This is a genomic window from Streptomyces asoensis (assembly GCF_013085465.1).
Taxonomy (GTDB): Bacteria; Actinomycetota; Actinomycetes; order Streptomycetales; family Streptomycetaceae; genus Streptomyces; species Streptomyces cacaoi_A.
This window is the reverse complement of sequence record NZ_CP049838.1, coordinates 4,726,903-4,745,106: the sequence shown is the minus strand read 5'-3', so window position 1 is coordinate 4,745,106 and position 18,204 is coordinate 4,726,903. Positions and strand designations below refer to the sequence as shown.

Genomic DNA, 18,204 nt, shown 5'->3' with positions numbered 1-18,204 from the left:
CCCGGGGGCGGCTCCGCCCCCCGCGTCGGTTCACCTCCCGAGCACCACCTTTCACATCCCGAGCACCACCTTCCCGATCAGTTCCCGCCCCTCGATCGCCGCGTGCGCCGCGGCGGCCTCCGTCAGCGGGAACTGAGCGCCGATCACCGGACGCAGCCGCCCCGCGGCCGCCTCCGCCAGGACGTGTGCGGTCAGGCGGTGCGCCTCGGCCGCGCCGAACTGCACGTCCCCGATCCCGAACAGGGTGATGCCCCGCCGTTCCGCCTCCGTCACGTCCACCGCCGCGAAGCCGCCCGAGGGTGCCCCGTGCGCGGAGAAGCGTCCTCCGTCGGCGGTCAACGGGAAGGCCGCGAGGCCGAGTTCACCGCCGACGCCGTCCAGTACTACATCGGCGGCGGCTTCGGCGGCGGTTTCGGCGGCGGTCTCGGTGGCGCGGATGGGTCCCGGCCGCCCCAGGGCCTCCCGCGCCCGCTCCACCCAGTCCCGCTCCGACACGTCCACCACCGCGTCCGCCCCCAGCTCCCGCACCAGCGCCGACTTCCGCGCCCCCCGTGCCGCGGCCACCACCCGGGCGCCCCGGGCACGGGCCAGCTGGATCAGCAGGGTGCCCATGCCGCCCGAGGCGCCGAGGATCAGGACCCGGTCGCCGGGGGCCACGGCGGTGTTCTCCAGCAGACCGGCGGCCGTCACCCCGTCGTGGACGAGCGCCGCGGCCGTGCGCAGGTCCACGCCGTCCGGGACGGGGGTCGGTGCGGTGACCGGGGCCGTCACGCGCTCGGCGTAGCTGCCGTCCACGAAGGACGTCACCCGGCGTCCCACCCATCCGGCGTCCACGCCCGCGCCGACCGCGGTGACCGTGCCGGCGACGCCGCCACCGGGGACGTAGGGCGGCTCGACGGGGAAGTAGGCGCGGAACAGGCCCGTGCGGACCTGGGTCTCCACGAAGATCGTGTCGGCGTGGGCGACCTCGATCAGGAGCTCGCCGGGGCCCGGGACCGGGTCCGGCAGCTCCACCGTGGCCAGGACCTCCGGTCCGCCGAACGCCTTCACCTGTGCTGCTCGCATGGCATACCTCCACTGCGGTGCCGTTGGATGCGCGTGCATGGAGTCTTCGACCTCAACCCCGGTTGAGGTCAAGCGGAGCCGGCCGGCGATCGGCCCGTAGGCTCGGTCCATGAGCGAGACCGGGCTGCGCGAGCGCAAGAGGCAGCGGATGTATGAGGCCGTGTCGGACATCGCCGTCCGGCTCTTCATCGAGCGCGGCTTCGACGCGGTGTCCGTCGCCGAGGTCGCCGCGGCGGCCGAGATCTCCAAACCGACCCTCTTCCGGTACTTCCCGACCAAGGAGGACCTGGTCCTGCACCGGATCGCCGACCACGAGCAGGAGGCGGCCCGGGTCGTCACGGCGGCGCGGGCCGAGGGGGTCACACCGCTGCCCGCCCTGCGCCGGCACTTCCTCGCCGGACTGGCCGCCGCCGACCCCGTCACCGGCCTCAACGACCACCCGCACGTGCGCGCCTTCTACGCCCTGCTCTACGGCACGCCCTCTCTGGTCGCCCGTCTGTACGGCTACCTGGAACGCTCGGAGGGCGCCCTCGCCGACGCCCTGGTGGACGAGCTGCCCGACGCCCTCGACGCCCGGCTGGCCGCCGGTCAGATCGTCGCCGTCCGGCGGATCCTCGCCGAGGAGAACTGGCGGCGGATCGCGGAGGGGGAGCGGGTGGAGGACGTACGGGGGGACGCGGAGGCGGCGGTGGAGCGGGCGTTCGCGGTGCTGGCGGCGGGTCTGCCGCGGCTCGGGTAGTCGATCCCAGCTGACTGATACTGGGTAAAAAATGTAACTCGGTTACGTTATTCGTTACCCTTGCCGTATGACGACACCCGAGCCGGTCCCCGAGGGCGACCCGGCGAGCCCGCCGGATCTCGGCACCGCGTTGCACCACGAACGCGCCCACCACGACAGCTGCCGCGCCGCCCTCGCCGCGATGGTCGAGGGCGCCGACCTCCACGTCGTCACCGGCGAGGACGTCTCCGCCTCCGGCGCCGACGCCGAGGTCCTCGGGTTCCGGCTGCGCAGCCACGCCAAGGCCCTGCACGAACTGCCCGAAGGCCCCCTGTTCTTCGGCCGGCTGGACTTCGCGCACGGCACGGGCGGCGAGCACGAGGGCCTCGCCCACCACATCGGCCGGCTCCGCATCAGCGAGCACCCGGCCGCCCCGCCCCTCGTCGTCGACTGGCGCGCCCCCGTCTCCCGCGCCTTCTACCGGGCGAGCGCCCGCGACCCCCAGGGCGTGGCCGTCCGGCGCCGCTTCGGCTGGGCCCCCGGCAGCCGGGGCGACTCCGCCGACCTCACGGGCCTGGAGGACGAGCGCCTCGACGCGGGCGGGCGCGTCGTCGACGGCGTGGCGCGGGCCGGGCGCCGTGGGCCAGGTGGGGCGGGGCGGCCGGGCGGGATCGTCGCCCGTGAGATCGAACGGCCCCGCGTCGGCCCGATGCGGGACATCGCCGCGACCATCCAGCCCGAGCAGGACGAACTCGTCCGCGGGGAGCTCGCCGAGTCCGTGTGCGTGCAGGGTGCTCCCGGCACCGGCAAGACCGCCGTGGGCCTGCACCGGGCCGCCTACCTCCTCTACACCCACCCGCGGCGCATCCAGCGCGGCGGACTGCTGATCCTCGGCCCCAACCGCACCTTCCTCTCCTACATCGCCGAGGTGCTCCCCTCCCTCGGCGAGACCGGCGTACGGCAGTCGACCCTGCACGACGAGATCGCCCGCCACCCGGCGACCGGGACGGACCCCGACCGGACCGCCGCCGTCAAGCACGACGCCCGGATGGCCGAGGTGCTGCGCCGGGCGGTGTACGGACGGGTGACGGCCGACCGCGCCGAGGACCTCTCCGTCCCCGACGGCTCCTACCGCTGGCGGATCGCGGGCGACCGGCTGACGGACATCGTCGCCGGGGTGCTCGCCGAGGAGCCGCCGTACGAGGTCGGGCGCGAGCGGGTGCGCAGCCGGATCGTGCGCCGGATCCAGGAGCAGGTGGAACGCCGGAGCGGGCCACGCCCGGCCTCCTGGACGCGGCGCATCGAACGGGCCCGGCCGGTGAGCGCGTGCGTGGAGGCACTGTGGCCGAAGGCGCGCCCTGCGGAGGTCCTGGCCCGACTCCTCACGGATGAGGAGGAGTTGGCGCGAGCCGCGGACGGCCTCCTCGACCCCGGGGAGCAGCGGGCGCTGCACTGGCCGCGCCCGCCCCGCTCACCGCGGTCGGCGCGCTGGTCGCCCGCCGACCTCGTCCTCCTCGACGAGATCGCCGGCCTCCTCGACCATCCCCAGGGCTACGGCCATGTCGTCGTCGACGAGGCCCAGGACCTCTCCCCGATGGAGTGCCGGGCGGTCGCCCGCCGGGTCCGCTTCGGCTCGCTCACGGTCCTCGGCGACCTGGCGCAGGGCACCACCCCCTGGGCGGCGGACTCCTGGCGGGTGCAGATGGCCCACCTGGGCAAGCCGGACGCGACGATCGTCCCGCTGACCACGGGCTTCCGTGTCCCGGCCGCCGTCCTCACCCTCGCGGGCCGCCTGCTCGACCTCCTCGACGCCGACGTGCCGCGCGCCGACTCCCTGCGCAGGGACGGCGAACTGCGCGTCCGGCGGGCCGACGGCGATCTGCGCTCCGCGGTCGTCGCCGCCGTACGCGACGCACTCCCCCGGGAGGGCTCGATCGGTGTCATCGCCGCCGACCTCCAGGTCGACGAGGTCCGCGGGGCCCTGACCGGGGCGGGTATCCCGACCTCCGGCCCGGACGATCCGGCCGCCCGGGTGACGGTGGTCCCGGCGACTCTCGTCAAGGGCCTCGAGTACGACCACGTCGTCGCCGTCGAGCCGGCGGCCATCGCGCAGTCGGAGCGACGCGGCCTGAACCGGCTCTACGTGGTGCTGACCCGCGCGGTCTCGCGACTGGAGGTGGTGCACGAACGGGAGTTGCCGTGGGAGGTGTGAGGGGGTGAGGAGCGTGGGTGAGCGGGGCCGCCCGCGGCGCGTGGGAGGGGCGTGCGGCGGTCCGCCGGCATCGGTTCCAGCTGTCCAGGGCCTCCCGCGTGGCCCGGTACCCCCGGGCGATCAGGTCCGGTACGCCGGCGGCCGACCAGGAGGAGTGCGGGTGGAGTGCTCGGGTGGGCGCTCGGTCTGGAGTGGCGCGACACACTATTGCAAGCAGGTGCTTGCAATAGTTAGCACGGCTGGTGCACAGTGGAGCCATGGCATCGCTCAACGTCGGCAATCTCGGTGAGTACCTGCGCGAGCAGCGGCGCAACGCGCAGCTGTCGCTCCGGCAACTCGCCGAAGCCGCCGGCGTGTCCAATCCGTACCTGAGCCAGATCGAGCGCGGGCTGCGCAAGCCGAGCGCGGAGGTGCTCCAGCAGGTCGCCAAGGCGCTGCGGATCTCCGCCGAGACGCTGTACGTGCGGGCCGGCATCCTCGACGCGGAACGGGACGGGGAGGAGTACCGGGACGGTGCGACCCGCGCGGTCGTCCTCGCCGACCCCACGCTGACCGAGCAGCAGAAGCAGGTGCTGCTCCAGATCTACGAGTCCTTCCGCAAGGAGAACGGATTCGCGGACGGCGACGGTGCGGCGGGCCCACGGAACCACGAGAGCGACGCCGACCCGCAGCAGACGGCCGGTTGACCGGACCAGGGGACCGGCCGCCCCGCTGCGGACCTGCACGACCCTCAGCCGAATACGACGTATGTGAATCCGGGAGGACCTTCACCATGGCCATCACCGACGACCTGCGCAAGACCTTCAGCGACCCGACTCCGTTCTACTTCGCCGCGGGCACCGCCGATCTGGCCCTCCAGCAGGCGAAGAAGGTGCCGGGTCTGGTGGAGCAGCTGCGCACCGAGGCCCCGGCCCGTTTCGAGGCCGTCCGCAACACCGACCCCAAGGCCGTGCAGGAGAAGGCCGGCGCCCGCGCCAAGGAGGCGACCGCCAAGGCCAAGGAGGCGCAGGAGACCCTCCAGGCCAAGGTCACCGACTTCATCAGCAGCCTCGACGGGGACATCAAGAAGATCGGCAGCACCCTCGACGCCGACCTGAAGAAGTTCGGCGAGTCCGCCCAGGACTTCGCGCTGCGCGGGGTCGGCGTCGCCGCCGAGTACGCCGTCAAGGCCCGTGAGACGTACGAGAAGGTCGCCGAGCACGGCGAGCAGGCCGTGAAGACCTGGCGCGGCGAGGCCGCCGAGGAGATCGAGGAGCTCGCCATCGCGGTCGAGCCCAAGTCGGAGCCCAAGCCCGCGCCCGTGGTCCAGCCGGTCGTGGTCAAGGACGAGCCGAAGCCCGCCGCGGCCGAGGCGCAGTCCGAGTCCACCGCGGCGAAGAAGGCCGCCGCCGCGAAGAAGGCTCCGGTCCGCAAGCCCGTCGCGAAGAAGACCACGCCGCCGGCCAAGTGAGACCGACGGCCGGGACGGACACGGCGGACAGGGACATACAGTCACGGGCCGGGCACTCACATGGTGCCCGGCCCGTTGTACGGGTAGTGGGAGTGCGGTTGCGGGTACGGTGACCGCGTAAGGACGAGCGAGTCGAATCGCGTCGAGTCGGGTGGTGGACGTTGTGCTGATCGAAGGCTTCGCCGGGCTGGTGTGGCTGCTCTACCTCGCCATGCTGGTCCTCGCCGTGGTGGCGCTGGTGATGGCCGCTCTGTTCCGTGATGACGCCTACCGGGCCGCCGACAAGCAGAACAAGGGCTTCTGGCTGATCATCCTCGGCATCACGGTGGCGGTGAACCTCCTGGTGCCGATGCTCTTCCTCCAGCTCGCGGGACTCGTCGCCACGATCGTCTTCTTCGTGGACGTACGGCCCGCCCTCAGGCAGGTCGGCGGTGGCGGCGGCTGGGGCCGTCGGCGCGGCGGCAGCAGCAGCGACGGCCCGTACGGCCCGTACAACGGCGGCCGCTGACCCCGCAAGAATCTCCGCGCCCCCGCAGCCCCCTCCCAGGGGCGCGGGGCGCCGCGACATACGGCTCCACCACACGCTCCCGACCGGCCCTTCCGGCCGGCCCGCCCCCCGGCACCAGGTCTCCGCCTTGCGCCCGGTACCTGGCCCGGCGGGTGCTACGGCCGTGTCTGCTGCCCGGCACGCGGCACGGCCTGCGGCTCAGGCTCTCTGCCCTGGGGCCGCCCCGGCACTCGCGCTGCGGCCCATGGTGCCGACGATGCTCGCCCGCACATGGAAACCGGCGCTCTCGACCGGTCGGTTCCCTAGCCGCGCGCCCTGTACCTCTGCCTCGCGGCCGATCCCCGGCAGTGGCTCGACGGCCCAGGTTCTCGGTCCCGCGGCCGATCCCCGGCAGTGGCTCGACGGCCCAGGTTCTCGGTCCCGCGGCCGATCCCCGGCAGTGGCTCGACGGCCCAGGTTCTCCGCCCCGCGGGTTTCCCGGAGGGGCGGCCGGCTTCGGGTGGCCGGCTTCGGGCTACGGGAGTGGGGCGGGGACCCGGTCCAGTAGGACCAGTGCCACGTCGTCCGTCAGCTCGCCGCCGTTGAGTTCACGCACCTCGTTCACCGCGGCCCGCAGCAGCGCCTCGCCGCTCAGCCCCTCGGAGAGCTGGCGGCGGATCATCTCCACCATGCCGTCCTGGCCCAGCCGTTCCCGGCCCTCGCCGATCCGCCCCTCGATGAGGCCGTCGGTGTACAGCATCAGGCTCCACTCGGCGCCCAGCTCGACCTGCATCCGCGGCCAGCGGGCGCCCGGCAGCAGCCCGAGGGCGGGGCCGTTGTTGTCGTACGGCAGCAGACGCGCGGGCCGGTCCGGGCGGGCGATCAGCGGCGCGGGGTGACCGGCCAGGCACAGGCCCGCCCGGCGGCCGTCGGGCGCGATGTCCACCGTGCACAGCGTCGCGAAGATCTCGTCGTCGTCGCGCTCGTGCTCCAGCACCTGCTGAAGCGTGTTCAGCAGCTCGTCCCCGCACAGGCCCGCCAGCGTCAGCGCCCGCCAGGCGATGCGCAGCTCCACGCCGAGCGCCGCCTCGTCCGGGCCGTGCCCGCAGACGTCGCCGATCATGGCGTGCACGGTGCCGTCGGGCGTGCGGACGGTGTCGTAGAAGTCGCCCCCGAGCAGCGCGCGTGAGCGGCCGGGGCGGTAGCGGGCGGCGAACCGCAGCGGGGAGCCCTCCAGGAGGGGCGTGGGCAGCAGGCCGCGCTCCAGGCGGGCGTTCTCCTGTGCGCGCAGCTTGCCCTCGGCGAGCCGCCGCTCGGCCGTGTCGGAACGTTTCCTCTCCACCGCGTAGCGGATCGCGCGGCTCAGCAGCCGGCCGTCCAGCTCGTCCTTGTAGAGGTAGTCCTGGGCGCCCACGCGTACCGCCTCGGTGCCGCGCTCGGCGTCGCCGGACGCGGTGAGCGCGAGCACGGCGTGCCGGGGCGCGAGCCGCAGCACGTGCCGCAGGACGGCGAGCTCGTCGTCGGGCTCGCCCGCCTTGCCGGGCGCCGGCAGCGCCAGGTCCAGCAGGATGCAGTGGACGTCATGGGTCAGCAGCCGCTCGGCCTCGGTGAGGTTGCGGGCGGTGCGTACCCGGATCGGCCTGCCGTCCGCGTCGAGCAGGTCGTGGACGATCGGCGCGGCCGTGGGGTCGTCCTCGATCAGCAGCAGGGTGAGGGTGGTGTGGGCGGTGCCCACACCGGTGGCGCTCACGCTGCTGGTGCTCACGCTGCCGGTGCTCACGTCGGTCGCGCTCACGTCGGTCGTGCTCACGCTGGTGGTGCTCACGCCTTGGTGGACGCCGTCGGCGGGCGTGGCGTTGAGCGCGGTGTGGTGTGCGCTGTGGTCGTGCGCGGCGTTGTTCCGGTTCTCGGCCGTGGTCGCCTCGTTGCGAACGGTTTCTTCCTTGGAGGGGCCGCCGACTGCGGGCGCGGCCTGCGCCTGACCACTCTCCACGGCCGGGATCGCTCTCTGCCGCGGTACGGGTACGGGCATCGTCTTGAGTTCCTTCCCTCCCCCCGAGGGCATGGCGGGGACGAGGGACCTCGACCCACCGACGGGGACCATAGCGGCAGAAGGCGCCGCAACGGAATGGTGTGAGGCAGGCCGCTTGATCTCTGGCCACTGTCATATGCCGCGTTCTGTCCCGCATTTGGGCAGGGCGGGTGTGGTGCGGGGATGACGAACGTCACGTCTGCGCGGAGTTTGGCGGCGGGGTGGAGGTGGCCTGGGTCACGTGAAGGGCGGCGTCCCGAGGGGCTGCCCGGCCGCCGGGCCTCACGCGTCCGGCCGGACCACCCCGAGTATCGGCATCGAACCAGCCCCCGCGAGCGTCACCGTGCGGCCCGGCCGCGGGGCGTGGATGATCGCGCCGTCGCCCACGTACAACGCGACATGGCTGGCGTCGTCGAAGTAGATGATCAGGTCGCCGGGGCGCATGTCCTCGACGGCGATGTGCGGCAGCTGCTTCCACTGCTCCTGCGAGGTGCGCGGTATCGCCTGCCCGGCGCTCCTCCAGGCCTCGGAGGTCAGTCCGGAGCAGTCGAAGCTGTCCGGGCCCTCCGCGCCCCACACATACGGCTTGCCGATCTGGGCGGTGGCGAACTGCACGGCCTTCTTGCCCTGGACGGACGCCGCGCTGTTGATCTCGTCGAGGACGCCGGTGTCCAGCCAGGCGGTCTGCGCCTCCAGCGCGACCTGCGCCTCCAGTTGTTCGAGGCGCTCCTTCTCCTTCTTCTCGAGCCGGGACTCGAGCTTCTCGGCCGCCGCGATCTGCTTCTCGATCTTCTTCTGGGCCGCGGCCTTCGTCTTGCGGCCCGCCTCCAGCTTCTGCCACTGGGTGGAGGCGTCCTTGGAGTACTGCTCCAAGTCCTGCTGGGTGCGGGTGAGTTCGCCGATCAGGCCCTTGGTCGCGCGCTGGCCCTGGAGCGCCCGGCCCGCGCCGTCGAGGAACTCCGACGGGTCGTCGGTCAGCATCAACTGCGCCTCGTCCGGCAGGCCGCCGGTGCGGTACTGGGCGCGGGCCGCGGCACCCGCGCGGTCCTTGAGGCCGTCCAGCTTCTCCTGGCCCGCGACGATCTTCTTGGCCAGCTCGACGATCTCCGCGGACTGCTTCTTCGCCGCTTCCTCGGCCGCGTTGTAGGCGTCGGTGGCGACCGCGGCGTCGTGGTAGAGCGCTTCGAGCTTGGTGCGGACGAGCTCGAGGTCCTTGTTGGACGCGGTGGAGGGGAGCGGCGGGGTCGTGGAACTCGTCGACGCCGACGGCGCCGGTGTGGGGCTCGGGTCGGCGAACGCGGTGCCGGGTGCGCCCAGCACGGTGACCGCGCAGACCACCGTCACAGCCGCCGCGAGCAGACCGCGCTTCCCCGTTCCCATACCCCGTCCCCCAACCCCTGATTAACCGTCAGTAACTTACGGTGCCCGGGGGATCGTGCCACGTCACGGCCGAAAACGACAGAGTGACGACGGAACGCCGGAGCGGCACAGCGGCCGAAGAGGTCCTTCCCCTCTTCGCCACCCCGCCATGACGATCTCCCCGTCAGTGTGACGAACGACTCACGGAGATCGTTCCCAGCGGCCATGGGGAAAGGGGGAAACGGTGGTTCAGCCGCCGGCTCGGCTCCGAGGCGCCAACGCCCCCCACCGCACCGTCACTTCCCCCTGCCGCCAGCGCGCCGGCCCGTCCGTCACCGGCCAGTCGGCCGTCAGCTCCCGCACCGTGCGGATCCACCGCTGGCGGGCGCCGTACGACGCGTAGGGCGCGGCGGCCGCCCAGGCGCGGTCGAAGTCGCGCAGGAAGGCGTGCACCGGCTCACCCGGGACATTGCGGTGGATCAGCGCCTTGGGCAGTCGCTCCGCCAGGTCCGAGGGCCGTTCCAGGGAGCCCAGCCGGGTCGCGAAGGTGACCGTGCGCGGCCCTTCCGGCCCGAGCGCGACCCACACGTGCCGACGTCCGATCTCGTCGCACGTCCCTTCGACGAGCAGACCGCCGCGGGACCCGGTCACCGGATCGGCCGGCGCGAGCCGCGCGCACAGCCGCTGCCAGACCGCGGCGACCTCGTCCTCGTCGTACTGGCGCAGCACGTTGGCGGCGCGTACGAGGTGCGGCCGCCGGGGCACCGGGATCTCGAACCCGCCGTGCCGGAAGTCCAGCCCCTCGCGCTCGTACGGTTTGGCGGCCGCCACCCGGGCCGGTTCGATCTCGACACCCACGACACGCGCGCGTGGCGCGACGGAACGCAGCCGCCGCAGCAACTCGACGGCAGTCCAGGGCGCCGCCCCGTACCCGAGGTCGACGGCGAGCGGATCGGCGGCGCGGCGCAGCTCGGCGCCGTGCGTCGCGGCGATCCAGCGGTCCATGCGGCGCAGCCGGTTGGGGTTCGTCGTCCCGCGCGTGACCGTGCCCACGGGGCGGGCGGGGGCGCGGGATGTCATGCCTACGAGGGTAATGCGACACCGCCTTCAGCCCACCCGGAGCCGACCCCCGCCCCAAGTCTCACCCCGCCCGGCATCTCAGCCCGTCCGGAGTCTCGGTCCGTCCGGCATCTCAGCCCGTCCGGAGTCTCACCCCGCCCGGATCCCAGTCCGCCCGGAGTCTCGGTCTGTCCGCCATCTCAGCCCGTCCGGCGTTTGAGGACAAGGCCCTTCCGGGCCGGAAGCGGGGGTGCGGGGGCGGCAGCCCCCGGGTCGGGACGGGAAGGGGCGGCGGGGGCGAGAACCGCTCGGGCCCACCCCACGCACCCCACACAACGCACACCGACCTCGAACGGTTGAGCGATACGCGGTAATGACTGAGCAAAAACCGCCCCTTTCCGAAACCCGCCCGGAATGGGAACGCCTTCCTCCGGCGTTGCAGCCCCTTGGAGGGCCCCACACCCTCTTTCCGGCATGCCCGCAGCAAGGAGGAACGCCCCGTGAGCCAGTACACCAACAGGCTCGGGCGTCGCTCTTCGGCGGCACCCTCGCGGCTCAGGCTCCACCGCCGCCCCCGCCGCGTCGCGATGCTCTCCGTGCACACCTCTCCGCTCCACCAGCCCGGCACCGGCGACGCGGGCGGCATGAACGTCTACATCGTCGAGCTCGCGCAGCGCCTCGCCGCGATCAACATCGAGGTCGAGATCTTCACGCGCGCGACCACCGGCGGTCTCCCGCCGACCGTCGAGCTGGCCCCCGGAGTCCTCGTCCGGCATGTCGACGCAGGCCCCTACGAGGGCCTCGCCAAGGAGGACCTCCCGGCCCAGCTGTGCGCCTTCACGCACGGCGTGATGCAGGCCTGGGCCGGTCACCGTCCCGGCTACTACGACCTCGTGCACTCGCACTACTGGCTCTCCGGCCACGTCGGCTGGCTGGCCGCCCAGCGCTGGGGCGCCCCCCTGGTGCACGCCATGCACACCATGGCCAAGGTCAAGAACGCCAACCTGGCCGACGGCGACACCCCCGAGCCCGCCGCCCGCGTCATCGGCGAGACCCAGATCGTCGCCGCCGCCGACCGCCTCATCGCCAACACGGCGGAGGAGGCCGACGAACTCGTACGGCACTACCACGCCGGCCCCGGCAAGGTCGCCGTGGTGCACCCCGGCGTCAACCTCGACCGCTTCACCCCGGCGGACGGCCGGGCCGCCGCCCGCGCCCGTCTGGACCTGCCCCAGGACGCGCTGGTCCCCCTCTTCGCGGGCCGTATCCAGCCCCTGAAGGCTCCGGACGTGCTCCTGCGCGCGGTGGCCGTCCTGCTCGACGAGCGCCCCGAGCTGCGCTCCCGCATCGTCGTCCCGGTCGTCGGCGGCCCCAGCGGCAGTGGCCTCGCCAAGCCCGAGGGCCTACAGAAGCTGGCCGCGCGGCTCGGCATCGCGGACGTCGTACGGTTCCGTCCGCCGGTCGGCCAGGATCAGCTCGCGGACTGGTTCCGGGCGGCGTCGCTGCTGGTCGTGCCCTCCTATAGCGAGTCCTTCGGGCTGGTCGCCATAGAGGCGCAGGCGGCCGGCACCCCGGTGCTCGCCGCCTCCGTCGGCGGGCTCCCGGTGGCCGTGCGGGACGGCGAGACGGGCTTCCTGGTGCAGGGCCACGATCCGGCCGCCTACGCGCGCGTGCTCGCGCGTTTCGCCGACGGCCCCGACCTCCCCGCCCGGATGGGCGCGGCCGCCACCGCGCACGCCCAGTCCTTCGGCTGGGACACCGCGGCCGCCGCCACCGCCGACGTCTACGCGGCCGCGGCCCAGTCCCACCGCCGTCGCGTACGCTCCGAGCATGGGTGACGTGGAGAAGACGGCCGCACAGGTCATCGAGGGTTTCCTGAAGGACGCGGAGCTGGAGTGGGAGAGCCCCGCCCCCGGAAACTACGTGGTCCAGCTTCCGGGCACCCGCAAACTCAAGACGACCGTCTCCCTCATCGTCGGCCGCCACTCCCTCTCCCTGAACGCCTTCGTCGTCCGTCACCCCGACGAGAACGAGTCCGGCGTCCACCGCTGGCTCCTGGAGCGCAACCTCAAGCTGTACGGCGTGAGTTACGCCGTCGACCGGCTCGGCGACGTCTATGTCACCGCCCGCCTCCCCCTCGCCTCGGTCACCGCCGACGAGATCGACCGCCTCATGGGCCAGGTCCTGGAGGCCGCCGACGGTGCCTTCAACACGCTCCTGGAGCTGGGTTTCGCGAGCGCCATCCGCAAGGAGTACGAGTGGCGGGTCTCCCGGGGCGAACCGACGCGCAACCTGGACGCGTTCGCGCATCTGACGCAGCGCCCGGCTGCTGACGCCGGCTGACGTCGGCTGACTGACGCCGACTGGCCCCGGAACGGTCAGGAACGGTCGGGGAACGGTCAGGAAGCGTCCGGGTCGTCGGGGTCCGGGGCAGGAGCGGTCGGGGTGGCCGGAGCGTCGAGCCGGTCGGCGAAGGCACGCAGGGCGTCGGCCAGTTCCTGCTTGGTGGGCAGCTGGTCCAGCTTCTGGTCGAGCTCGTTCAGACGCCGGTTGATCTCGTCCAGGTCGGCCGGCGCCGTCGGGGTGGGCGTGGACGGGGTCTCCGTCGCGTCGGGGTCGGTGCCGCCGGTGATCCCCCCGTCGGTGCTGTCACCGGTCCCGCCGGAGACGCCGGTGCTGGTCCCGCCGGAGACGCCGGTGCTGGTCCCGCCCCCGGTGTCGGCGGGTTCCTCGGTGACCGGCTGCTGGGTGTACGACGCGGTCGGTATGGAGCCGGCGGGCTCCTCGTCCGAACTGGCCGCGAGGGCGATGCCGACGCTCAGAGCCACCAGGGCCGCCGCTCCCACGACGGCGACCGATATCCGTCTCGCGTGTAAGCCGCCCCGGGCGGACGGTGCCTGGGACTCCTGAGGGTCGGGTGTGCCGGAAGAGGGCTGTGTCTTGTCGATGTCCATGCAGGCGACGCTATGCGCCGGACATCAGCGGACGGAGAACTTCCGTCGATCTCCGTACCGTCCGGGCGTGACCCCCACCAACTTCCGGAAATGCCGGGTGAGATGGGCCTGGTCGTAGAAGCCGGCCGCCGCGGCGACCTCACCCGGCGGCCGCCCGTCGAGCAGGAGTCGGCGGGCGAGGTCGACCCGGCGGGCGGTGAGGTACTGGTGCGGCGCGATGCCGTACGCCGCGCTGAACGCCCGTACCAGATGGGCCGGATGGGCCGACACGAGCCCGGCGGCCTCGTCCAGCGTCAGGCCCTGGACGACACGTTCGTCGAGCAGCTCACGCAGGCGGCGCGCGAGGTCCGGGTCGCGGCGCGCGGCGGCGGTGTGCGGCCCCGCGCGCAGATGGGTCCGCAACCGCTCGCCGATCAGCGTCAGCCGGCTGTCGGCCTCCAGCTCGTCGCCGGGCCGGGCGAGCGCGGAGTGCAGCTGCCCGACCCGTCGGCGCAGCACGGGATCGCGCAGGTCGGGCGCATCGACGGCGGCCCCGATGAGGTCCTCGCCGAGCACCTCGGCGTCGAGGTACAGGACCCGCTTGCGGAAGCCGCCCGAGGTGGCCGGTGAGCCGTTGTGCGGCACGTGCGGCGGCAGCAGGGACACCGTGTCGTGCGGGGTGCCGTGCTCGTGCCGGTCGAGGTCGTACCGTACGGCGCCGTCGTCGACGATCAACAGCGTCCACGCCTCGTGGACGTGCATCGGATACGCGTACTCGGTGAAGTGGGCGTGGAAGACCTCCACGACGCCCGGGACGGCCGGGCGCCAGGCGGAGACGTCGGCTGTCGGCTGCGGGGCCATGCAAAGAACGTACAAGACGATGTCGTGGGCCGGTCGGCAGTCTCGAACCATGAACGACGAGGCACCCACCACACCCACCGCACCGATCGCTCCCACCGCACCCAGCGCTCCCCTTCGCTTCGACACGAAGATCGCCGTCCTGCTGCGCGAGGACCTGGAGACCTGGCAGCGCCTGAACGTCACCGCGTTCCTGGTCAGCGGCCTCGGTACGGCCCTCCCCGAGGTGATCGGGGAGCCGTACGAGGACGCGGACGGCGTGGGGTATCTGTCGATGTTCCGCCAGCCGGTGCTGGTCTTCGAGGGCACGAAGGAGACGCTGACCGCCGCTCACGCGCGCGTGCTCTCCCGGTCCCTCCCGCGCGCGGTGTTCACGAGCGACCTCTTCGCCACCGGCAACGACCGCGACAACCGCGCGGCCGTGCGTGCCGTTCCGACGGCCGGGCTGGATGTCGTGGGCCTGGCGGTCTACGGCCCGAGGAACGCGGTGGACAAGGTGCTGAAGGGCGCACGGATGCACCCCTGACACCCGCGCCCACCCCTGACACCCGCGCCCGCCGCTCAGACGGCGCTGGCCGCCCCTGACACCCGCGCCCACCGCTCAGACGGCGCTGGCCGCGGGCTCGGCGGCAGCGCCGGCCTTCTCGCCCAGGACGGTCTCCGCAACCTCGATCTCGCCCTCGCCCTCGCCCCTGCCCTCGCCCTCGCCCTCCTCCGGAAGGCGCCGCATCAGCACGGCGTAGCCGGCGCCCGCCGCCGTCCCCACGACGGCGCACATCCCCCACAGCCACTCCGCCCCGAACCGGTCGATGACGAAGCCGGACATCACCGGCGCGACCAGGGAGGCCACGGCCCAGGAGAGCGTGTACATGCCCTGGTAACGCCCCCGCCCGTGGGTGGGGGAGAGGCGGACGACGAGCCCGGTCTGGGTCGGCGCGTTGACGATCTCCGCCAGGGTCCACACGCAGACGGTGAGCGCGAAGACGCCGACCGACCCGGCGAAGGCGGTGAGCCCGAACCCGTACCCCGCGAGCACCGAGGAGACGACCAGCAGCCGCCGCGGGTCCCGGTGCTCGATGAACCGGGTGACGGGGATCTGCAACGCGACGATGAGCACGCCGTTGACGGCGATCGCCATGCCGTAGTCGGCCGGCGTGAACCCGGCCGCGCCCATCGCCACGGGCAGCCCCACGGCCCCCTGCTGGAAGACGAACGCGACGAGGAAGGACAGCCCGACGACGCTCATGAAGCGCCCGTCCCGCAGCACGGCCCCCAGCCCGACACCGTCCTCCGGTACGGCCTTCTCCTCCCGCTCGGGCCGGGACTCGGGCAGCTTCAGGAAGACGACGACCGCGCAGACGAGGGTCATCCCGGCCTCGAGCAGGAACCCGGCGCGGTAGCTGACCTCGGCGATGAACCCGGCGGCCATGGAGGAGACGGCGAACCCGAGGTTGATGGCCCAGTAGTTGAGCGAGAAGGCGCGGACCCGGTCCTCGGGCCGCACGATGTCGGCCATCATCGCCTGCACGGCCGGCCGGGAGGCGTTGGAGGCCATCCCGACCAGGAAGGCGACACCGGCGATGGCGACGGGATGCTCCACGAACCCGAGCAGCGCCACGGAGGCGGCCGTCGAGGTCTGCGCGACGAGCAGGGTGGGCCGCCGCCCCAGCCGGTCCGCCATGACCCCGCCGCCGAGCGACGAGACGACCCCGCCCAGCCCGAGCAGGGAGGCGACGAGCCCGGCGTAGGAGGCGGAGTACCCGCGGTCGAGTGTCAGGTACAGCGCCATGAAGGTGGCGACGAAGGCGCCGAGCCGGTTGACGAGTGTGCTGGTCCACAGCCACCAGAACTCGCGGGGCAGCCCGGAGAGGGTCTCGCGGGCGGCACGTCTCAGGACGGCGACGGACATGGCGGATCCCCCGGGATGTATGCGGCTCGTGTAAGTGGCTCAGGCGGCGCTCAGAACTTACGAGAGGCGAAGCGCGGGAGGCCACTCAATTAACAGATCGCGTCAACCGTCAGGGGGCCTGTCCGCTGTACGAGCGGGCGCACAACGGAGCGGAGCGGTGGATTACGCTCATACGCATGGCCGACGCACCGTACAAGCTGATCCTCCTCCGTCACGGCGAGAGCGAGTGGAACGCGAAGAACCTGTTCACCGGCTGGGTGGACGTCAACCTCAACGAGAAGGGCGAGAAGGAGGCGGTCCGCGGTGGCGAACTCCTGAAGGATGCCGACCTCCTCCCCGACGTGGTCCACACGTCGCTCCAGAAGCGCGCGATCCGCACGGCCCAGCTGGCCCTCGAATCCGCCGACCGCCACTGGATCCCGGTCCACCGCTCCTGGCGCCTGAACGAACGCCACTACGGCGCCCTCCAGGGCAAGGACAAGGCGCAGACCCTCGCGGAGTTCGGCGAGGAGCAGTTCATGCTCTGGCGCCGCTCCTACGACACCCCGCCCCCGCCGCTGTCGGACGACTCGGAGTTCTCCCAGGCCGCCGACCCCCGCTACGCGTCCATCCCGCCGGAGCTCCGCCCCCGCACGGAGTGCCTGAAGGACGTCGTCGTCCGCATGCTCCCGTACTGGTACGACGGCATCGTCCCGGACCTCCTGACCGGCCGCACGGTCCTGGTCGCCGCCCACGGCAACTCGCTCCGAGCCCTCGTCAAGCACCTCGACGGCATCTCCGACGCCGACATCGCAGGCCTGAACATCCCGACGGGCATCCCGCTGGCCTACGAACTCGACGCCGCCTTCAACCCGATCAACCCGGGCGGAACCTACCTCGACCCGGACGCGGCCGCGGCAGCGATCGAAGCAGTCAAGAACCAGGGCAAGAAGAAGTAGCCTTCGTGATCATGCCCCCTACCTGTGCTTTCCTTGCAGGGTGGGGGCATGATCACGATCTGGGCCCACTGTGGGACCTCAATGCAGCGGGGCCTGCGGCGGTCGGAGTGCCTGACTGAGTGCCCTCCGGGCACGGTCCCGGCTGCTGAGCCTGAGGTGCGCGTACACCTTGAGCGTCAGCCCCGGATCGGAGTGCCCCAGATACTCACTTACGGCCTTGATCTCTCTCCCGCGTCCAACAGAACCGACGCGTAGAAGCGCCTCGGGGCGTGCATTCCGTGCTCCCGACTCTTGGCCTTCGGGATGACGCCCACGGACGCCAGAGCGGGCTTCCAGCGGTCCTCATTCAGCGAGGTACGCCAGACATGGCTACCGTTGAGACCGGTGAAGATCAGCCGCTTGGTCACGGGCTGGCCGTTCGCTCGCATCCAAGGCAGCGTGATCTCAACGGGCGGGAAGCGCTTGATGTGCTCCTTGAGTGCTTCCGCCACGGGGTCGGGCAGGGGTAAGTCACAGAGTTTCCCGCCCTCCGGCGGTGCGAACACCGCCTTACTCAGGCTGAGTTTGAGCTGTTGCAACGTGCAGGGTGCCGCTGTTGAAGGCCAGCTCATCCACGGACAGTCATAGGATTTCGCCCTGCCGTAGGCCACAGCCGGCGCCCATGTCCACCATGGGCCGGAAGCGCTCGACCATGGCGGCCCGCATGGCGAAGACGCGATTCGGCTCCCAGGGGACGACACGGCGTGTACCCATCTCGTGAAGCGAACCCTGACCCGGGACTTGGCGGCATCATTAGCCGGATGCGCGACGCGGGGTACGAGCAGTCCGAAGCAATCGAGGAGATCACACTGTACGGGGCGACCTCGGTCGAAGCAGAGGCGTTCGACGTCGAGGTCGGCAGCAACGTTCTTCAGATCACGCACACCGCTTACACGACGACCAGTCGCGCCGTTGAGGTCACCGTCCACCGGCCCAGCCGGCTGGGTCCTGCGCTACAGCCCGCCCATCAGCTGATCCCCACGCATATCGACGGCCCGCACAGAACCGTGTGGGCCGTCGCCGTTCCTCCTAGTCCTAGCTAGTTCCTTTAGGACTCATTTGGCCTTGGCCAAGGTGCAAGTTAACGCTCTGCAACTTAAGGTGCTCGCAGGGGATAGCCGGAGGACTGCCGTGACATGAATGCA

The 18,204-nt window shown here is 72.2% G+C and carries 17 protein-coding genes and 1 pseudogene; 10 read left to right on the top strand and 8 right to left on the bottom strand.

The window, feature by feature from the left end:
* Nucleotides 1–51: 51 nt before the first annotated feature.
* Nucleotides 52–1,065: a zinc-binding dehydrogenase gene (locus G9272_RS21150; RefSeq protein WP_171398046.1), complete on the bottom strand. Its 1,014-nt coding sequence runs from the start codon at nt 1,063–1,065 to the stop codon at nt 52–54.
* A 109-nt stretch (nt 1,066–1,174) separates the two neighbouring features.
* Here G9272_RS21150 and G9272_RS21145 point away from each other — a divergent pair, with 109 nt between their 5' ends.
* The 5 genes from G9272_RS21145 to G9272_RS21125 all read left to right on the top strand — a co-directional run bounded on the left by G9272_RS21145 (nt 1,175) and on the right by G9272_RS21125 (nt 5,953).
* Nucleotides 1,175–1,804 carry a TetR/AcrR family transcriptional regulator gene (locus G9272_RS21145; protein ID WP_171398045.1) on the top strand — a complete coding sequence of 210 codons (630 nt, stop codon included), beginning with the start codon at nt 1,175–1,177 and terminating at the stop codon, nt 1,802–1,804.
* A 67-nt stretch (nt 1,805–1,871) separates the two neighbouring features.
* The gene (locus tag G9272_RS21140) at nt 1,872–3,995 is read left to right on the top strand and encodes a HelD family protein (RefSeq protein ID WP_171398044.1); all 2,124 of its coding nucleotides are present in this window, start codon (nt 1,872–1,874) and stop codon (nt 3,993–3,995) included.
* 257 nt (nt 3,996–4,252) lie between these two features.
* Nucleotides 4,253–4,681, top strand: a complete 429-nt coding sequence (locus G9272_RS21135; protein ID WP_171398043.1) for a helix-turn-helix domain-containing protein — start codon at nt 4,253–4,255, stop codon at nt 4,679–4,681.
* 86 nt (nt 4,682–4,767) lie between these two features.
* The gene (locus tag G9272_RS21130) at nt 4,768–5,445 is read left to right on the top strand and encodes a hypothetical protein (RefSeq protein ID WP_171398042.1); all 678 of its coding nucleotides are present in this window, start codon (nt 4,768–4,770) and stop codon (nt 5,443–5,445) included.
* A gap of 163 nt (nt 5,446–5,608) precedes the next feature.
* Nucleotides 5,609–5,953 carry a DUF2516 family protein gene (locus G9272_RS21125; protein ID WP_171402095.1) on the top strand — a complete coding sequence of 115 codons (345 nt, stop codon included), beginning with the start codon at nt 5,609–5,611 and terminating at the stop codon, nt 5,951–5,953.
* A 514-nt stretch (nt 5,954–6,467) separates the two neighbouring features.
* Here G9272_RS21125 and G9272_RS21120 read toward each other — a convergent pair.
* The 3 genes from G9272_RS21120 to G9272_RS21110 form a co-directional block, all read right to left on the bottom strand.
* A complete protein-coding gene (locus G9272_RS21120; protein WP_171402094.1) occupies nt 6,468–7,964 on the bottom strand; it encodes a PP2C family protein-serine/threonine phosphatase in 1,497 nt (498 codons plus the stop codon).
* A 282-nt stretch (nt 7,965–8,246) separates the two neighbouring features.
* Nucleotides 8,247–9,344, bottom strand: a complete 1,098-nt coding sequence (locus tag G9272_RS21115) for a C40 family peptidase (RefSeq protein WP_171398041.1) — start codon at nt 9,342–9,344, stop codon at nt 8,247–8,249.
* A gap of 228 nt (nt 9,345–9,572) precedes the next feature.
* Complete coding sequence (locus G9272_RS21110; protein ID WP_171398040.1) at nt 9,573–10,403, bottom strand: class I SAM-dependent methyltransferase; 831 nt, start codon at nt 10,401–10,403, stop codon at nt 9,573–9,575.
* 479 nt (nt 10,404–10,882) lie between these two features.
* On the opposite strand from G9272_RS21110, the gene mshA reads away from it, so the two are divergent.
* Nucleotides 10,883–12,220, top strand: coding sequence for a D-inositol-3-phosphate glycosyltransferase (gene mshA / locus G9272_RS21105; protein WP_171398039.1), 1,338 nt, complete (start codon nt 10,883–10,885; stop codon nt 12,218–12,220).
* Complete coding sequence (locus tag G9272_RS21100) at nt 12,213–12,725, top strand: YbjN domain-containing protein (RefSeq protein WP_171398038.1); 513 nt, start codon at nt 12,213–12,215, stop codon at nt 12,723–12,725. The genes mshA and G9272_RS21100 overlap by 8 nt, the downstream gene beginning before the upstream one ends.
* A gap of 56 nt (nt 12,726–12,781) precedes the next feature.
* Here the strand turns inward: G9272_RS21100 and G9272_RS21095 are convergent, their stop codons facing one another.
* Together G9272_RS21095 and G9272_RS21090 are read right to left on the bottom strand one after the other, a co-directional pair.
* Nucleotides 12,782–13,336: a hypothetical protein gene (locus tag G9272_RS21095; protein ID WP_253267880.1), complete on the bottom strand. Its 555-nt coding sequence runs from the start codon at nt 13,334–13,336 to the stop codon at nt 12,782–12,784.
* Nucleotides 13,337–13,360: 24 nt separating this feature from the next.
* Nucleotides 13,361–14,176, bottom strand: coding sequence for a helix-turn-helix transcriptional regulator (locus G9272_RS21090; RefSeq protein ID WP_171398037.1), 816 nt, complete (start codon nt 14,174–14,176; stop codon nt 13,361–13,363).
* Nucleotides 14,177–14,225: 49 nt separating this feature from the next.
* On the opposite strand from G9272_RS21090, the gene G9272_RS21085 reads away from it, so the two are divergent.
* Entirely contained in the window at nt 14,226–14,699 is a 474-nt protein-coding gene (locus G9272_RS21085; protein WP_437184288.1) for a DUF2000 family protein, read from the top strand.
* Between the two features lie 75 nt (nt 14,700–14,774).
* On the opposite strand, the gene G9272_RS21080 is transcribed toward G9272_RS21085, so the two are convergent.
* A complete protein-coding gene (locus G9272_RS21080; protein WP_171398035.1) occupies nt 14,775–16,082 on the bottom strand; it encodes an MDR family MFS transporter in 1,308 nt (435 codons plus the stop codon).
* A gap of 176 nt (nt 16,083–16,258) precedes the next feature.
* Between G9272_RS21080 and G9272_RS21075 the strand changes: the two genes are divergently transcribed.
* Nucleotides 16,259–17,020 carry a phosphoglyceromutase gene (locus G9272_RS21075; RefSeq protein WP_171398034.1) on the top strand — a complete coding sequence of 254 codons (762 nt, stop codon included), beginning with the start codon at nt 16,259–16,261 and terminating at the stop codon, nt 17,018–17,020.
* 78 nt (nt 17,021–17,098) lie between these two features.
* Here the strand turns inward: G9272_RS21075 and G9272_RS45380 are convergent.
* A pseudogene (locus tag G9272_RS45380) lies at nt 17,099–17,773 on the bottom strand (tyrosine-type recombinase/integrase); the annotation flags it as partial.
* 47 nt (nt 17,774–17,820) lie between these two features.
* On the opposite strand from G9272_RS45380, the gene G9272_RS21065 reads away from it, so the two are divergent.
* Nucleotides 17,821–18,102, top strand: coding sequence for a UTRA domain-containing protein (locus G9272_RS21065; protein ID WP_253267879.1), 282 nt, complete (start codon nt 17,821–17,823; stop codon nt 18,100–18,102).
* Nucleotides 18,103–18,204 lie beyond the last annotated feature (102 nt).

Excerpts from the sequence above, each read along its gene's own strand:
- G9272_RS21150 (WP_171398046.1), bottom strand. The coding sequence starts at position 1,065 with ATGCGAGCAGCACAGGTGAAGGCGTTCGGCGGACCGGAGGTCCTGGCC.
- G9272_RS21145 (WP_171398045.1), top strand. The coding sequence starts at position 1,175 with ATGAGCGAGACCGGGCTGCGCGAGCGCAAGAGGCAGCGGATGTATGAG.
- G9272_RS21140 (WP_171398044.1), top strand. The coding sequence starts at position 1,872 with ATGACGACACCCGAGCCGGTCCCCGAGGGCGACCCGGCGAGCCCGCCG.
- G9272_RS21135 (WP_171398043.1), top strand. The coding sequence starts at position 4,253 with ATGGCATCGCTCAACGTCGGCAATCTCGGTGAGTACCTGCGCGAGCAG.
- G9272_RS21130 (WP_171398042.1), top strand. The coding sequence starts at position 4,768 with ATGGCCATCACCGACGACCTGCGCAAGACCTTCAGCGACCCGACTCCG.
- G9272_RS21120 (WP_171402094.1), bottom strand. The coding sequence starts at position 7,964 with ATGCCCGTACCCGTACCGCGGCAGAGAGCGATCCCGGCCGTGGAGAGT.
- G9272_RS21115 (WP_171398041.1), bottom strand. The coding sequence starts at position 9,344 with ATGGGAACGGGGAAGCGCGGTCTGCTCGCGGCGGCTGTGACGGTGGTC.
- G9272_RS21110 (WP_171398040.1), bottom strand. The coding sequence starts at position 10,403 with ATGACATCCCGCGCCCCCGCCCGCCCCGTGGGCACGGTCACGCGCGGG.
- G9272_RS21100 (WP_171398038.1), top strand. The coding sequence starts at position 12,213 with ATGGGTGACGTGGAGAAGACGGCCGCACAGGTCATCGAGGGTTTCCTG.
- G9272_RS21095 (WP_253267880.1), bottom strand. The coding sequence starts at position 13,336 with ATGGACATCGACAAGACACAGCCCTCTTCCGGCACACCCGACCCTCAG.
- G9272_RS21090 (WP_171398037.1), bottom strand. The coding sequence starts at position 14,176 with ATGGCCCCGCAGCCGACAGCCGACGTCTCCGCCTGGCGCCCGGCCGTC.
- G9272_RS21085 (WP_437184288.1), top strand. The coding sequence starts at position 14,226 with ATGAACGACGAGGCACCCACCACACCCACCGCACCGATCGCTCCCACC.
- G9272_RS21080 (WP_171398035.1), bottom strand. The coding sequence starts at position 16,082 with ATGTCCGTCGCCGTCCTGAGACGTGCCGCCCGCGAGACCCTCTCCGGG.
- G9272_RS21075 (WP_171398034.1), top strand. The coding sequence starts at position 16,259 with ATGGCCGACGCACCGTACAAGCTGATCCTCCTCCGTCACGGCGAGAGC.
- G9272_RS21065 (WP_253267879.1), top strand. The coding sequence starts at position 17,821 with ATGCGCGACGCGGGGTACGAGCAGTCCGAAGCAATCGAGGAGATCACA.